13 protein-coding genes are annotated in these 14,653 nt (G+C 71.7%); 11 read left to right on the forward strand and 2 right to left on the reverse strand.

Features of this window, described 5'->3' with window-relative positions:
• Positions 1 to 96 precede the first annotated feature (96 nt).
• From D8M34_RS16535 to argH, 7 genes are all read left to right on the forward strand, one after another.
• The gene (locus tag D8M34_RS16535; RefSeq protein WP_126894550.1) at positions 97 to 1,596 is read left to right on the forward strand and encodes a bifunctional hydroxymethylpyrimidine kinase/phosphomethylpyrimidine kinase; all 1,500 of its coding nucleotides are present in this window, start codon (positions 97 to 99) and stop codon (positions 1,594 to 1,596) included.
• A 239-nt stretch (positions 1,597 to 1,835) separates the two neighbouring features.
• The gene (argC, locus tag D8M34_RS16540; protein ID WP_126894551.1) at positions 1,836 to 2,897 is read left to right on the forward strand and encodes an N-acetyl-gamma-glutamyl-phosphate reductase; all 1,062 of its coding nucleotides are present in this window, start codon (positions 1,836 to 1,838) and stop codon (positions 2,895 to 2,897) included.
• Positions 2,894 to 4,051, forward strand: a complete 1,158-nt coding sequence (argJ, locus tag D8M34_RS16545) for a bifunctional glutamate N-acetyltransferase/amino-acid acetyltransferase ArgJ (protein ID WP_025105263.1) — start codon at positions 2,894 to 2,896, stop codon at positions 4,049 to 4,051. Before argC ends, argJ begins: the two co-directional genes overlap by 4 nt.
• Entirely contained in the window at positions 4,048 to 4,965 is a 918-nt protein-coding gene (gene argB / locus D8M34_RS16550; RefSeq protein ID WP_101844881.1) for an acetylglutamate kinase, read from the forward strand. The genes argJ and argB overlap by 4 nt, the downstream gene beginning before the upstream one ends.
• Positions 4,962 to 6,167, forward strand: coding sequence for an acetylornithine transaminase (locus D8M34_RS16555; RefSeq protein ID WP_126894552.1), 1,206 nt, complete (start codon positions 4,962 to 4,964; stop codon positions 6,165 to 6,167). The genes argB and D8M34_RS16555 overlap by 4 nt, the downstream gene beginning before the upstream one ends.
• Positions 6,164 to 7,093, forward strand: a complete 930-nt coding sequence (gene argF / locus D8M34_RS16560; protein WP_025105260.1) for an ornithine carbamoyltransferase — start codon at positions 6,164 to 6,166, stop codon at positions 7,091 to 7,093. Before D8M34_RS16555 ends, argF begins: the two co-directional genes overlap by 4 nt.
• Complete coding sequence (gene argH / locus D8M34_RS16565; protein WP_085603568.1) at positions 7,093 to 8,520, forward strand: argininosuccinate lyase; 1,428 nt, start codon at positions 7,093 to 7,095, stop codon at positions 8,518 to 8,520. The genes argF and argH overlap by 1 nt, the downstream gene beginning before the upstream one ends.
• Positions 8,521 to 8,542: 22 nt before the next feature.
• Here the strand turns inward: argH and D8M34_RS16570 are convergent, their stop codons facing one another.
• The gene (locus D8M34_RS16570; protein ID WP_126894553.1) at positions 8,543 to 9,127 is read right to left on the reverse strand and encodes a DUF1349 domain-containing protein; all 585 of its coding nucleotides are present in this window, start codon (positions 9,125 to 9,127) and stop codon (positions 8,543 to 8,545) included.
• A gap of 59 nt (positions 9,128 to 9,186) precedes the next feature.
• Between D8M34_RS16570 and D8M34_RS16575 the strand changes: the two genes are divergently transcribed.
• From D8M34_RS16575 to D8M34_RS16590, 4 genes are read left to right on the forward strand one after another with little or no spacing between them, the layout of a single operon-like run.
• Positions 9,187 to 9,831 (forward strand): SatD family protein, encoded by a 645-nt coding sequence (locus D8M34_RS16575; protein WP_085603575.1) that lies wholly within the window; start codon positions 9,187 to 9,189, stop codon positions 9,829 to 9,831.
• Entirely contained in the window at positions 9,828 to 10,610 is a 783-nt protein-coding gene (locus tag D8M34_RS16580; protein ID WP_025105256.1) for a hypothetical protein, read from the forward strand. The genes D8M34_RS16575 and D8M34_RS16580 overlap by 4 nt, the downstream gene beginning before the upstream one ends.
• 52 nt (positions 10,611 to 10,662) lie before the next feature.
• Complete coding sequence (gene tyrS / locus D8M34_RS16585) at positions 10,663 to 11,964, forward strand: tyrosine--tRNA ligase (RefSeq protein ID WP_126894554.1); 1,302 nt, start codon at positions 10,663 to 10,665, stop codon at positions 11,962 to 11,964.
• 12 nt (positions 11,965 to 11,976) lie between these two features.
• Positions 11,977 to 12,789: a DUF4184 family protein gene (locus D8M34_RS16590; RefSeq protein ID WP_126894555.1), complete on the forward strand. Its 813-nt coding sequence runs from the start codon at positions 11,977 to 11,979 to the stop codon at positions 12,787 to 12,789.
• Between the two features lie 33 nt (positions 12,790 to 12,822).
• Here D8M34_RS16590 and D8M34_RS16595 read toward each other — a convergent pair whose 3' ends face one another.
• Positions 12,823 to 14,157: a CoA transferase gene (locus D8M34_RS16595; protein ID WP_126894556.1), complete on the reverse strand. Its 1,335-nt coding sequence runs from the start codon at positions 14,155 to 14,157 to the stop codon at positions 12,823 to 12,825.
• Positions 14,158 to 14,653: the final 496 nt, after the last annotated feature.

Consider the following 14,653-nt stretch of genomic DNA (forward strand, 5'->3'; position numbering starts at 1 on the left):
CACCGACATCTCCACCCTTTCCTCCCCTCTTTCCCTACCCGACGCTCTTCCGATCTAGCCGCCGCGGCCTTCCGTCGGCGCTGGCTCGGGCGCGCGGTGCCGCACGTGCTCAGCATCGCCGGCAGCGATCCATCCGGGGGCGCGGGCATCCAGGCCGACCTCAAGGCGATCGCCGCGAACGGGGGCTACGGCATGGCGGCCCTGACGGCCCTGACCGCCCAGAACACGCAGGGCGTCCGCGCCGTGCACGTTCCTCCCGCGGACTTCCTCCGGGCGCAGCTCGACGCCGTCGGTGACGACATCCGCATCGACGCCGTGAAGGTCGGCATGCTCGCGGACGTGGAGGTGATCCGGACGGTCGCCGCGTGGCTCCGAGACACACAGCCCCCGATCGTCGTGCTCGACCCGGTCATGATCGCGACCTCGGGGGATCGGCTGCTCCACCCCGATGCGGAGCGCGAGCTGCGGAGCCTGCTGTCCCTGGCGACCGTGGTCACCCCGAACCTCGCCGAGCTCGCGGTGCTCGTCGGTCACGAGGTGACGGACTGGGCGGACGCGCTCACCGCGGCGCGAGAGCTGTCGGCCGCGATGGGGACCGCGGTGCTGGTGAAGGGCGGGCATCTGCCCGGGGACGAGGCACCGGACGCCCTGATCGACACGGCAGCCGGTACGCACGCCGAGTTCCCCGGCGCGCGCATCCGCACGGCGAACACCCACGGCACCGGCTGCTCGCTGTCCGCGGCTCTGGCCACACGACTGGCGACGGGCGACGATCCCGCGACTGCGGTGCGCGCCGCGCGCGCCTGGTTGCGGGAGTCCCTCCGCGCGGCGGACGACCTGGAGATCGGGCGAGGACACGGCCCGATCCATCCCTTCTCGGGACTCTGGGCGCGCGGCGGGGTCGAGACCCGGCCGACACCGGAGGAGGTGGCCGCGGCCTGGTGGGATGAGACCGCCGCGATCCGCCGCGACATCGACGCGCTGCCCTTCGTGCGCGCGCTCGCCGGGGGGACCCTCGACCGCGACGCCTTCGTCTTCTACCTCGCGCAGGATGCCCTCTACCTCCGCGAGTACGCCCGGGTGCTCGCGGAGGCGTCACGTCTCGCTCCGACCCCCGACGAGCAGGCGTTCTGGGCCGAGGCCGCGCACGGCGCGATCCGCGGCGAGCTGGAGCTGCACGCGTCGTGGCTGACCCCGGAGACCGGGGTGAGCGGCGCGACCTTCGCCGCCGAGCCCGCCCCGGCCACGGTCGCCTACCTCGACCACCTGCGTGCCGTCGCCTTCGGCGGGGACTACGCCACGGTGATCGCGGCCGTGCTGCCGTGCTTCTGGCTCTACACCGACCTGGGGGAGCGGCTCCATACCGGAGCGTTCGGCGCGGCGCCCCGCGACCCCCGGCATCCCTATGCATCGTGGCTGGCGACCTACGCGGATCCGGCTTTCGCGGAGGCCACCCGGCAGGCCGTCGCGCATGTCGCCGCCGCGGCCGCGAGGGCCGACGACACCGGCCGAGAGCGGATGCGGCGAGCCTTCCTCGCATCGAGCGCGCACGAACGGGCCTTCTTCGCCGCACCGGTCGCGCGCGCTGTCGTGTGACGCCCCGGATTTGCGGTGCCGAACACGCCCGCGCTATCGTCGCCGCATGCCTTCGGTCGCCACCGCTCCTTCGACGCTCGTCCCGAGCGTCATCGCCGTGCGCCGACGTCGCGGCCGCCGATTCTAGGCGACCCCGCCCTTCTGCCTGCGTCCGCGCGGCGGTCGAGTGCCGGTGTCGCCGCCTCCGGCCCCGCCCCCGGTCCCGAGATCGTCGAGGACCCGACCGTTAAGGTAGAAGCATGACGTATTCCGTCGCCGTCTCCGGCGCCTCCGGCTACGCAGGCGGCGAGATCCTGCGCCTCCTGGCCGCTCACCCCGACGTCGAGATCCGCACCGTCACGGCGCACTCGAACGCCGGACAGCCCCTCGTCGCCCATCAGCCGCACCTCCGTTCACTCGCCCACCTGACGCTGCAGGACACCACACCCGAGGTCCTCGCCGGACACGACATCGTGTTCCTGGCCCTCCCGCACGGCCAGTCCGGGCAGTACACGGACGCCCTCGGCGACACCCCGCTGGTGATCGACGCCGGAGCGGACCACCGGCTCACCTCGTCGGCGGAGTGGGACGCGTTCTACGGCGGGTCCTTCCATGAGCCGTGGACGTACGGCGTGCCCGAGCTCCTCGTCGGAGGGGGCAAGGGGCGGGACGCGCTCCGCAGCGCGACCCGGATCGCCGCACCCGGCTGCAACGCCTCCACGGTGAGCCTGAGCCTCGCCCCCGGTGTCGCGGCCGGCGTGATCGACCCGGGCGACATCGTCTCCGTCCTGGCCGTCGGCCCGTCCGGGGCGGGCAAGAGCCTGAAGACGAACCTCCTCGCCAGCGAGATCCTCGGCTCCGCGAACCCCTATGCCGTCGGCGGCACGCACCGCCACATCCCGGAGATCCGTCAGGCGCTCGCCGCCGCCCGCCCTTCGACGGGCTCAGGGACCCAGGACATCCGGATCTCGTTCACTCCGGTCCTCGTGCCGATGTCGCGCGGCATCCTCGCCACGTCCACGGCGCCGATCGTCGAGGGTGTGAGCGACGCCGAGATCCGTCAGGCGTGGGAGAGCGCCTACGGCGACGAGACCTTCGTCCAGCTGCTGCCGGAGGGGAGCTTCCCGCGCACGGCGGACGTGCTCGGGGCGAACACGGCCCTCCTCGGCCTCGCGATCGATCGCGCCGCGAACCGCGTGACGGTGGTCACCGCCGTCGACAACCTCGTCAAGGGCACCGCCGGAGCTGCCGTCCAGTCCATGAACATCGCGCTGGGGCTTCCCGAGACCCGCGCCCTCTCAGTGAACGGAGTCGCCCCGTGAGCGTCACCGCCCCCGCAGGATTCGAGGCGGCCGGGGTCGCCGCCGGACTCAAGTCGACCGGCAAGCCCGATGTCGCCGTCGTGGTCAACCGCGGCCCCCGCAAGGTCGGCGCCGCCGTCTTCACGAGCAACCGCGCCAAGGCCAACCCCATCATCTGGTCGCAGCAGGCCGTCGCGGACCGCGTGGTCGAGGCCGTCGTCCTCAACTCCGGCGGTGCGAACTGCTTCACCGGGAGCTTCGGGTTCCAGACGACCCACCAGACCGCGGAGAAGGCGGCCGAGCTGCTCGGCATCAGCGCGGGCGACGTGCTCGTCTGCTCCACGGGGCTCATCGGGACGGGGGACGAGGTCTTCCGCGAGAAGGTCCTCGCGGGTACCGCGCAGGCGATCACCGCGCTGAGCGCGGACGGTGGGGAGAGCGCCGCGCACGCCATCATGACCACGGACACGGTCGCGAAGACCGCTGTGGTGACCCGCGACGGCTGGACGATCGGCGGCATGGCGAAGGGCGCGGGCATGCTCGCCCCGGGTCTGGCGACGATGCTCGTGGTGCTCACCACCGACGCCGTGCTCGAACCGCTCCAGGCGGACGAGGCGCTGCGTCGGGCGACGGGACGCACGTTCGACCGCCTCGACTCCGACGGCTGCATGTCGACCAACGACCAGGTGACGCTACTCGCCAACGGCGCCTCCGAGGTCGTCCCCGACCTCGACGACTTCGCCGAGGCGCTCACCGCGCTCTGCCAGGAGCTCGCGGTCAAGCTGCAGGGCGACGCGGAGGGCGCGAGCCACGACATCACGATCGAGGTGCAGCACGCCGTCTCCGAGCAGGACGCCGTCGAGGTCGGCCGCTCGGTCGCCCGCAACAACCTGTTCAAGGCCGCCATCTTCGGCAACGACCCGAACTGGGGCCGCGTCCTCGCGGCGATCGGCACGACGGCCGCGCAGTTCGACCCGTACGACGTCGACGTGTGGATGAACGGCGTCCGAGTCTGCACCGCCGGCGGGCCGGACCGCCCCCGCGAGGAGGTCGACCTGACGCCGCGGGCCACGCACCTGATGATCGACCTCAAGGTCGGAGAGGCCACCGCCACGGTGCTGACGAACGACCTCACCCACGACTACGTGCACGAGAACAGCGCCTACGCCTCATGACCGACATCCAGGACACCACGCCGGACATCGCGGCGCAGAAGGCCACCACCCTCATCGAGTCGCTGCCGTGGCTGAAGAAGTTCCGCGACCAGATCGTCGTCGTCAAGTACGGCGGGAACGCCATGGTCTCGGACGAGCTGCAGGAGGCCTTCGCCCAGGACATCGCGTACCTCCGCTACGTCGGTGTGCAGCCCGTGGTCGTGCACGGCGGCGGGCCGCAGATCTCCGACATGCTGCAGCGGCTGGAGATCCCCAGCGAGTTCAAGGGCGGGTACCGCGTCACCAACACCGAGGCCATCGGCGTCGTGCGGATGGTCCTCACCGGCCAGGTGAACCCGCAGCTCGTCTCGAAGATCAACTCGCACGGCCCCATCGCCACCGGACTCAGCGGCGAGGACGCCGGGCTCTTCGGCGGCCGCCGTCGGGGTGTGATGATCGACGGCGAGGAGGTGGACCTCGGCCGCGTGGGCGACGTGGTCCAGGTCGACCCGACACCGGTGCTCGATCACCTCGCCGCAGGGCGGATCCCGGTCGTGTCGAGCATCGCGCCCGACCTCGACCACCCGGGGCAGTCGCTCAACGTCAACGCGGATGCCGCGGCCGCCGCGCTGGCCGTGGCCCTCGGTGCGCGCAAGCTCGTCATCCTCACCGACGTGCCGGGGCTGTACGCCGACTGGCCCAACCGCGACTCGCTCGTGTCGCACCTGACATCGGACGCGCTCATCGAGATGCTTCCGCGCCTCGAGTCGGGGATGATCCCGAAGATGCGCGCGTGCCTCGATGCGGTCGAGGGCGGCGTCGACGCGGCGGCGATCATCGACGGACGGGTGCCGCACTCGGTGCTCGTCGAACTGTTCACCAGCAAGGGAATCGGGACCGAAGTGGTCCTGGGAGAGAAAGGGGCGACGGCATGACCGTCTGGCAGGACGACGCGGCACGTGATCTCGTGCTCAACGCGGGGGAGCGCCTCGCGCTGCTGACCCGCGGTGAGGGCTCGTACCTGTGGGACGCCGAAGACCGACGCTACCTCGACTTCCTCGCCGGCATCGCGGTGACCTCCCTCGGCCACGCGCACCCGGTGTTCGTCGATGCGGTGTCCCGGCAGGCCGCCACCCTCGCGCACGTCTCCAACTACTTCGCGACCCCGCCGCAGCTCGCGCTCGCCGCCCGACTCAAGCGCCTTGCCGGCGCGGGGATCGATGGTCGCGTGTTCTTCTCGAACTCGGGTGCCGAGGCCAACGAGGCCGCGTTCAAGCTCGCCCGTCTGCACGGCGGGGCGGAGCGTCCGCGCATCCTCGCACTGGAGAACGGCTTCCACGGCCGGACGATGGGTTCGCTCGCGCTCACGGCCAAGGAGTCGATGCGTGCGCCGTTCGCGCCGATGCCCGGAGGCGTGGAGCACATCCCGGCCACGATCGAAGCGCTGGAGGCCGCGATGGACGACCGGGTCGCCGCCGTCATCGTGGAGCCGATCCAGGGTGAAGCCGGTGTCGTCGAGCTGCCCGAGGGCTACCTCGCCGCGGCACGCTCGCTGACCCTCGCGCACGGCGCCCTGCTCATCGTCGACGAGATCCAGACCGGCGCGGGCCGGACCGGCGCCTGGTTCGGATTCAGCCACGAGGGCATCACGCCCGACGCCATCACGCTCGCGAAGGGCATCGGCGGCGGATTCCCGATCGGTGCCCTCGTCACCTACGGGGCCGCGAGCGCCCTGTTCACCCCCGGTTCGCACGGCTCCACGTTCGGCGGCAACCCGCTCGCGACGGCCGTGGCGGACGCGGTGCTGGCCGAGATCGAGCGCGCCGACCTCGTCGACAACGCCGCGCGCCGTGGCGCCGAGCTGCGGGACATCATCCTCGGCATCGACTCCCCGCTGGTCGGCGGCGTCCGCGGCCGCGGACTCCTCGTGGGCGTCGCGCTCACGCAGCCCGTGGCGGGTGCGGTGGTCGCCGCCGCGCAGGACCGCGGTCTCATCGTCAACGCCGCCAACCCCGAGACCGTGCGCGTCGCGCCGGCGCTCACCATCGGCGACGCGGAGCTGGCGGAGTTCCGCGAGCTGTTCGCCGCCGCTCTCTCCGACGTCCACACCTCCGCCTCCGGAAAGGTCCCCGCATGACCCGCCACCTGCTGCGCGACGACGATCTGACGCCCGCCGAGCAGGCGGAGATCCTCGATCTCGCGCTCGAGCTCAAGAAGGATCGCTGGGCGGACAAGAGCCTCGCCGGCCCGCAGACCGTCGCCGTGATCTTCGACAAGTCGTCCACCCGGACGCGCGTCTCGTTCGCCGTCGGCATCGCCGACCTCGGCGGCACGCCGCTCATCATCTCCACGGCGAGCAGCCAGCTCGGCGGGAAGGAGACGCCGTCCGACACGGCCCGCGTGCTCGAGCGCCAGGTCGCCGCGATCGTGTGGCGCACGTACGCGCAGTCGGGCCTGGAGGAGATGGCCGCCGGCACCCGGGTCCCCGTGATCAATGCGCTGTCCGACGACTTCCACCCCTGCCAGCTCCTCGCCGACCTGCTGACGATCCGTGAGCACAAGGGCGACCTGAAGGGCCTCACGCTGACGTTCTTCGGCGACGGCCAGAGCAACATGGCGCACTCCTACGCGCTCGCGGGCGTCACGGCCGGCATGCACGTGCGCATCGCCTCGCCGGAGGACTACGCACCGCGCGCCGACGTGATCGAAGCGGCCGACCGCCGCGCCGGGGAGACCGGGGGATCGATCACGCTCTTCACCGACCCGGTCGAGGCGGCCGCCGGTGCCGACGTCGTCGTCACCGACACCTGGGTGTCGATGGGCAAGGAGGAGGAGAAGCTCGCGCGGATCCGCGACCTCGGCGGCTACAAGGTCACACCGGAGACGATGGAGCTCGCGCACGACGACGCGATCTTCATCCACTGCCTCCCCGCCGACCGCGGCTACGAGGTGGACTCCGCGGTCATCGACGGTCCGCAGAGCGTGGTCTGGGACGAGGCGGAGAACCGCCTGCACGCCCAGAAGGCCCTGCTGGTCTGGCTCCTCGGGAAGAAGGACGCGTGATGGCCGGCTCGCACGAAGGAACCAACGAGGGCGCGCTCTGGGGCGCGCGGTTCGCCACCGGTCCGTCGCCGGAGCTCGTCGAGCTGAGCCGGTCGACGCACTTCGACTGGATCCTGGCGCCGTACGACATCGCGGGATCCCACGCGCATGCCACGGCGCTGGCCGCCGCGGGGTACCTGGAGCCGGATGAGGCCGCCCGGATGCACGAGGGCCTCGACGCCGTCGCGCGCAAGGTCGCCGACGGCACCCTGCAGCCGCTGCCCACCGACGAGGACGTGCACGGCGCGCTCGAGCAGGCGCTGATCGCCGAGCTGGGTCCGGAGCTGGGCGGACGCCTCCGCGCCGGCCGCAGCCGGAACGACCAGATCGCCACGCTCGTGCGGATGTACCTGATCGACCACGCCCGGGTGATCGCGCGCGACCTGCTGCGCGTGATCGATGCGCTCGTGGCACAGGCGGAGGCGCATCCCGACGCGATCCTGCCCGGCCGCACGCACCTGCAGCACGCACAGCCGGTGCTGCTCGCCCATCACCTCCAGGCCCACGCCTGGCCGCTGGTGCGCGAGCTCGAGCGCCTCGTCGACTGGCGCCGTCGCGCCGGTGTCTCGCCGTACGGCGGGGGAGCACTCGCGGGGTCGACCCTGGGCCTGGATCCCGCGCTCGTCGCGACGGAGCTCGGCCTCGACCGGCCGGCGGAGAACTCCCTCGACGGCACCGCTGCGCGGGACGTCGTGGCGGAGTTCGCGTTCATCGCGGCGATGACGGGGGTCGACCTCTCCCGCCTGTCCGAGGAGATCATCCTCTGGAACACGCGGGAGTTCGGCTTCGTCACCCTCGACGACGGCTACTCCACGGGATCCAGCATCATGCCGCAGAAGAAGAACCCGGACATCGCCGAGCTCGCGCGCGGCAAGTCGGGGCGTCTCATCGGCAACCTGTCCGGCCTGCTGGCGACCCTCAAGGGCCTGCCCCTCGCGTACAACCGCGACCTGCAGGAGGACAAGGAGCCGGTGTTCGACTCGGTGCAGACGCTCGAGGTCGTGCTGCCGGCGTTCGCCGGGATGATCGCGACGCTGCGTTTCCACACGGAGCGGATGGCCGCGCTCGCCCCGCAGGGGTTCTCCCTGGCGACGGATGTCGCCGAGTGGCTGGTGAAGCGGCGCGTGCCGTTCCGCGACGCCCACGAGATCTCCGGCGCGCTCGTTCGCGCCTGCGAGGAGCAGGGGATCGGGCTGGAGGACGCCTCCGACGAGCTGCTGCTGTCGGTGTCGCCGCACCTCGTCCCCGAGGTCCGCGAGGTGCTCACGATCGAGGGCTCCGTCGCGTCGCGCACGGGCGTCGGCGGCACCGCGCCGGAGCGGGTGGCCGAGCAGCGCGCGGAGCTCGTCGCCCGTGCGCAGGCCGCTGCGCACGCGCTCGGCCTGTAATCGCTCCGGCGGCGGCCTCGCCTCAGTGCAGGTCGCCGTCGGCGGCCGAGCGTTCCCACCGGGTGAACCGGACGGTCAGGCCCGCGCGGGTGGGCGCGGCGAGGAACGGTCCCGCGGAGACGGTCGCATCGCCGGCGAAGGGAGCCACCCTGACCAGGCGCCAGGGGCCGTCGTCCGCCCGGGCGCGCACGATCATCGCGTCCGCCCACCGGCTGACCCTGACCGTGATCTCGCTCTCGCGCCAGTCGTCGACGTAGCCGACCGACCAGTCGGATCGACCGGCGGTCACGACGGCACCGAGACCGAGGTGGCCGTCGGCGAACTCGACGCCCGCTTTGATCCAGTGCTCCTCATCGGCGCGCACGAAGAGCCCCGCCTGGTCGAACTGCCCCTCCCACGGCGCACGGAACGCGATCTCGATCGCCTCGCCGACGGCGAGCGGCGCGAGCAGCGCGTGCTCCGTGTCGTGCACGAAACCGTAGGCGGTGTGGCGCCAGGCGTCGCTGCCCTCGGCCGCGGTGGCGTCGAGGTGACCGTCGACGTGCGTCCAGGCGGGGGCGTGGGTCCAGGTGCCATCGGTCCAGTTGATGATGCGCGATTCAGGCATATTTCCCATCTATAGCTGATAAGGGCATAAACTACGAATATTCGTGGTACGGTTATTCCATGGTCATCGCTGTGATCGCCGACATCGTCGGGTCCCGGGAACTCCGGGACCGCGGTGCTGCGCAGCGCGCGCTGGACGAGACCATCGCACAGGTGGAACAGGATCGCCCGCTGGCCATCCACCCGCTCACGCCCACGGTAGGGGACGAGCAGCAGGGCGTCTACCGCGCACTGCCCGACGCGCTCCTCTCCCTCCTCATGGTCCAGCTCCGCCTCCCGGAGGGGCTCGCCTTCCGCTTCGGCATCGGGGTCGGCGAGGTCCGGCCGGTCACCTCGGTGCACGGCGAGCTCGCCGACGGACCCGGGTGGTACGCGGCACGCGCCGCGATCGAGACCGTCCACGCACGCGAACAGCGCGCCGTGCCGCGCACGCGCACCTGGATTGTCGGCGCCCCGGGTCAGGATGAGGTCATGGAGACCGTGATCGCCGCGTCCAACGCCTACGTCCTCGCGCGCGACGAGCTGGTGGGGACGATGAGCACGCGCGAACGCCACCTCACCTACGGACGCCTGGTCGGCCGGTCCCAGCAGGAGCTCGCCGCCCAGGAGGGGATCTCGCAGCCGAGCGTCTCCAAGTCGCTGCGGAGTGCGGGAGCCGCCGCTCTCATCGAAGGTGTGGCCGCGCTCCGGAGGGAGTCCGCATGATCCTCGCCGGCTTCGTCCTCCTCGCCGTCGGCGCGACCGACCTCGTCCGGCAGTTCGTGCCGCGGCGGTGGATCGGCTTCGTCGTGGCCGCGGCCGTGGTCCTCCTCCTCGGCATCGGCGGCGATGCGCTGCTGCCCGCGCTCCTGGGGCTCGGTGCCGGGGCGCTGTGGGCGTGGAGCATGCCGGACGAGGGGCCGTCCCGGGCCGGGTTCTGGCCGGCGGTCGCGCTGGCCGCCCTCAGCATCGCCGCCGTGGTCTGGGGCGGGTCGAGGAGCACGTCCGGACTCATCGGCGAGCTCTGGACGCTCCGCTCGCCCTTCGGTGAGGTGCCGTTCGACCTCGCCGTCCTCGCGCTCGGGGCCGGCGTCTTCCTCCTCGAATCCGCGAACCTCGTCGTCCGTGCGGCTCTCGACGGCGAGCACACCTGGCGCCCGGCCGAGGTCTCGGGGACCGTCGCGCCCGAGCCCGTACCCTCCGACCGCTCGGAGGCCGACGCCCCTGCAGTGTCCGCCGTGATCCCCGCCGATCCCCGCCACGGATTCAAGGGCGGGCGGCTCATCGGCCCCCTGGAACGCGTGCTCGTGATGATCCTCACGCTCGCCGCGGCGTACCCGGTGCTCGCGGCCATGCTCGCCGCCAAGGGCATCGTCCGCTTCCCGGAGATCTCCCGAGACGGGGAGACGGGCGCGCGTGCCGAGTACTTCCTCGTCGGCAGCCTCGTGAGCTGGGTGATCGGCCTCGGTGCCGCGTTCCTCGTCTGGTGGGCGGCGCACAGCTGACACCCCCGCCCGCGACGCAGCGGGACGGTCGCGCGCTGCTAGCCTGGAGCGCGTGTCAACTCCCGCTCTGACGACCGCGCCGCAGGCGATCGACCCCACGTTCGAGAACGTGTGGGACGAGATCGTGTGGCGTGGCCTCGTCCACGTGTCCACCGACCAGGAGGCGCTGCGCGCCCTGCTCGCGGGAGACCCCGTCACGTATTACTGCGGCTTCGACCCGACGGCACCGAGTCTGCATCTCGGGCACCTGGTCCAGCTGCTCCTGCTCCGCCGCCTCCAGCTCGCCGGGCACAAGCCGCTCGGTCTCGTGGGCGGCTCCACCGGCCTGATCGGCGATCCCCGGCCGACTGCGGAGCGCACGCTCAACACCCGCGAGACGGTGGCGGAGTGGGTCGACCGCCTGCGCGGCCAGGTCGAGCGGTACCTCAGCTTCGAGGGCGACAACGCCGCCCGCATGGTGAACAACCTCGACTGGACGGCGCCGCTCTCCGCGATCGACTTCCTGCGGGAGATCGGCAAGCACTACCGCGTCGGCACGATGCTGAAGAAGGACGCGGTGGCCGCGCGCCTGAACTCCGACGCCGGCATCAGCTACACCGAGTTCAGCTACCAGATCCTCCAGGGGCTCGACTTCCTCGAGCTCTACCGCCAGTACGACTGCGTGCTGCAGACGGGCGGCTCGGATCAGTGGGGCAACCTCACCAGCGGCACCGACCTCATCCACCGGGTCGAGGGGGCCTCGGTCCACGCGATCGGCACGCCGCTGATCACCAACAGCGACGGCACGAAGTTCGGCAAGAGCGAGGGCAACGCGATCTGGATCGACGCGGAGCTCACGAGCCCCTACGCGTTCTACCAGTTCTGGCTCAGCACGGCCGATGCCGACGTGATCGAACGCCTCAAGGTCTTCACGTTCCTGACCAGGGCCGAGATCGAGGCGTACGCCGAGCTCGTGGCGACGGAGCCGTTCCGCCGCGCCGCCCAGAAGCGCCTCGCGCTCGAGGTCGTCGCGACGGTTCACGGTGTGGAGGCGACGGCGGCCGTGATCGCGGCGTCCGAGGCGCTGTTCGGGCAGGGCGACCTGACCACTCTCGACGCGGCGACGCTGCGCACGGCTCTGGACGAGCTCCCGCACGCGACGGTCGCCGCCGGTACTCCGGTCGTCGACGCACTCGTCGCGACCGGGCTGGTGTCGAGTCTGTCGGAGGCCCGTCGCGCCATCGCGCAGGGCGGGGTCTCCCTCGACGGCGATCGGGTGGAGGACGACTCCGCGACCGTGCAGGGCACGCTTCCCGGGGGTGTCTCGGTGCTGCGTCGCGGGAAGAAGACACTCGCCGGCGTCTTCCTCGGCTGATCCCGGTCAGGCATGCCGTTCACCCCGAGTCACGCGATCGTGGCGTTGCCGTTCGTGCGCACGCCCCTGGTCCCCGCGGCGATCGCGATCGGAGCGATGACGCCGGACATCTCGCTGTTCCTGCGGAACGTCGGGCTCAACTACGGCTTCCTGCACGATCCGGTCAACGTCGTGTGGACGGCGCTGCTCGCGCTCGTGCTCTTCCTGCTGTGGCGTGTGCTGCTGCGCCCCGCGACCCTGGAGCTGCTGCCCGACTGGGTGAGCACGCGGCTGCCCGCCGGGTGGGACGCGAGCGGACTCCGGGCCGGAGTCGAGGCGTTGACCCGCGACGACCGTCCCCGGTATCGGGGTGCGCGGTCGCTGTATCCGGTCCTGCTCGTGCTCTCCGCGATGCTGGGGGTGCTCTCGCACATCCTCTGGGACGCGTTCACGCATGAGTCGCGGTGGGGGGTCGATCTGCTGCCCGCGCTCGCGAACTCGTGGGGTCCGTTCGACGGCTACAAGTGGCTCCAGTACGCCTCGAGCGCGCTCGGCCTGCTGGGCCTGGCGATCTGGGCGGCACTGTGGCTGCGTCGTGCGACCCCGCGAACGCATGCCCCCCGGATCCTTCCGACGGTCGTCCGGGTCGCGTGGTGGCTCTCGCTGCCGGTGATCCTCGTGCTCGCCTGGGTCGGCGGACTGCTCGCGTTCGGCCCGCTCTCCGCCGAGTTCACGGTGCAGCATCTCGCGTATCGGGTGCTGCCGCCGGCCTGTGCGGTGTGGGGCCTGCTCACCCTGGTCCTCTGCGTGGTCCTCGCCGTGCGGCGGCCGCGCTCCGCGGTCTGACCCGCAGCGGACGCGGCACGTCGGGAAGCCGGGTCACCAGCGTGGTGCGTCCGTACCCCATGCGTGCGGGGCCTCGAACCTGAGCCCGGGGAGAGCGGGTGCCGCCGTCACGACCGCCGTCCCGTCCACGTCGAATCGCGCGAGATGCGCCGAGGCGTCGATCTCCGGCGCGCGCACGGCAGCGGTCGTGCGCGGCATCCCCAGCAGTTCGGCGGCGACCCGGCGCAGGGAGGTGCGCACGATGCGCGAGCGCCCGTCGCGGGAACGGAGCAGGCGGGTGAGCGCGGCGGCGAGAAGATATCCGCTGCTGTGATCCAGTGCCTGGGCGGGGAGGGCGCCCGGCCGTCCGTCGTCGCCCTCGATCATCGCGATGCCGCTCTCCGCCTGGACGAGACTGTCGAAACCGGCGCGCTCGCGATGATCGGGTCCCCACGCGCTGAGCTCCGCGACGAGGAGACCCGGGTGCTGCTCGACCAGAGCGTCGGGGGAAAGGCCGAGCCGGTCCAGCGAGGCGGGCCGATATCCGAGCACGACCGCATCCGCCGACTCCAGGAGGGCGTGAAGCTCGGGGGACCGGGCGTCGAGGCGTGCGGAGCGCTTGCCATGGCCGGTGTCGAGGTGCTGCCACGGGAGCTCGGGGAGCTGCGGCGGGTCGAGACGCAGCACGTCGGCGCCGAGGAGAGCGAGCGTCCGTGTGCACACCGGCCCCGCGATCACTCGGGTGAGATCCAGGACACGGAGGCCGGCGAGCGGAGCGCGCGCCGAGACGGCGGGAGACGAGGTCCGTCGGTCCTTCGTTCGTCCGCCCTCGGGGTCGGCGACCGCGACATCGAGGAGCGGAACAGCTCGCTGCGCCCGGTCGGCCTCGGGGTCCTCGTGACGCACGGCCACCGCGAGTCCGCCCGCCGCGGAGATGAGGCCCACGGCCTCGTCGGTCGAGAGGGTCGACATCCTGCGGGTCACGGCCTCCGCACCCGCCGAGCCGGACAGACCGAGTGCGCGGCGAAGCGCTCGAGCGTGGTGCGGGTAGTTGCCATGTGTGCGGACCCACCCGTCGCCGCTCTCCCAGAACCCGGAGAGCGGCGCCCACACCGGCGGGGGAGTTCCGTCGACCAGCAGGTAGCGGTCGCTCCGGTAGGCGACGGCCACGCGTCGGGGATCGATGGACCCGGGGTCGAGTCCGGCGGCCACGGTGACCGCGGCCACACTGGCGAGAGCCAGCTCTGCGGTCGCCGTGCGCGAGGCGAGGGGCACCGGATCGACAGTGCGGAGTGACGCGAGGGAGTCCGCGGGGAGGGGCGCGACGCCCGTGTCCCGCCACACACGGACGAGCAGATCGGCAGTGGTGTCGGAGGAGGGAGTGGGCATGGGCGTGATGCTACTCCGCCCCCGGATACCGCCGGAAACAGCCGCTGATCCGGCCGAATCCCGGCGCGGGGCGCCCGCGACACGCCCGGGGTGGTGCGCCCGATTTGCCAGACCCCCGGAATCCACGTAACTTATTACTTGTTCGCCCCACAGGGAAGCGGAGAAGCCCAGAGCTTCACCCCCCTCAAGCGGAGAACCACTCCCTATCCACTCTCACTTGAGAGATCCGGCGCTTGCGCCTAGGATGGGAGATCCACCCCTTCTGCGGCTGTCACCGGCTGCGCAGCGGATCCAAGATCCGCGCGGCGCGCCGATTTGACAAGCGGGTCGGGATGGCTAAGATAGAGAAGTTGCCCTGCGGGCCTGGTTGTGATGGCTGGGTCGTGGGAGCATCCGATCCTTGAGAACTCAACAGCGTGCACTTGTCAAATGCCAAATTATCCTCGTCTAGCTTCGGCTGGGTGAGAATTCCTTTGGATCAAAGACCAACCTCTTT

The sequence above is a fragment of the Microbacterium sp. HSID17254 genome (assembly GCF_003989315.1).
GTDB lineage: Bacteria > Actinomycetota > Actinomycetes > Actinomycetales > Microbacteriaceae > Microbacterium.

Bases quoted from the DNA above. Each gene is read 5' to 3' on its own strand.
- argB (WP_101844881.1), top strand. From the start codon at position 4,048: ATGACCGACATCCAGGACACCACGCCGGACATCGCGGCGCAGAAGGCC.
- argH (WP_085603568.1), top strand. From the start codon at position 7,093: ATGGCCGGCTCGCACGAAGGAACCAACGAGGGCGCGCTCTGGGGCGCG.
- D8M34_RS16595 (WP_126894556.1), bottom strand. From the start codon at position 14,157: ATGCCCACTCCCTCCTCCGACACCACTGCCGATCTGCTCGTCCGTGTG.
- D8M34_RS16555 (WP_126894552.1), top strand. From the start codon at position 4,962: ATGACCGTCTGGCAGGACGACGCGGCACGTGATCTCGTGCTCAACGCG.
- D8M34_RS16580 (WP_025105256.1), top strand. From the start codon at position 9,828: ATGATCCTCGCCGGCTTCGTCCTCCTCGCCGTCGGCGCGACCGACCTC.
- D8M34_RS16575 (WP_085603575.1), top strand. From the start codon at position 9,187: ATGGTCATCGCTGTGATCGCCGACATCGTCGGGTCCCGGGAACTCCGG.
- D8M34_RS16590 (WP_126894555.1), top strand. From the start codon at position 11,977: ATGCCGTTCACCCCGAGTCACGCGATCGTGGCGTTGCCGTTCGTGCGC.
- argF (WP_025105260.1), top strand. From the start codon at position 6,164: ATGACCCGCCACCTGCTGCGCGACGACGATCTGACGCCCGCCGAGCAG.
- argC (WP_126894551.1), top strand. From the start codon at position 1,836: ATGACGTATTCCGTCGCCGTCTCCGGCGCCTCCGGCTACGCAGGCGGC.
- D8M34_RS16570 (WP_126894553.1), bottom strand. From the start codon at position 9,127: ATGCCTGAATCGCGCATCATCAACTGGACCGATGGCACCTGGACCCAC.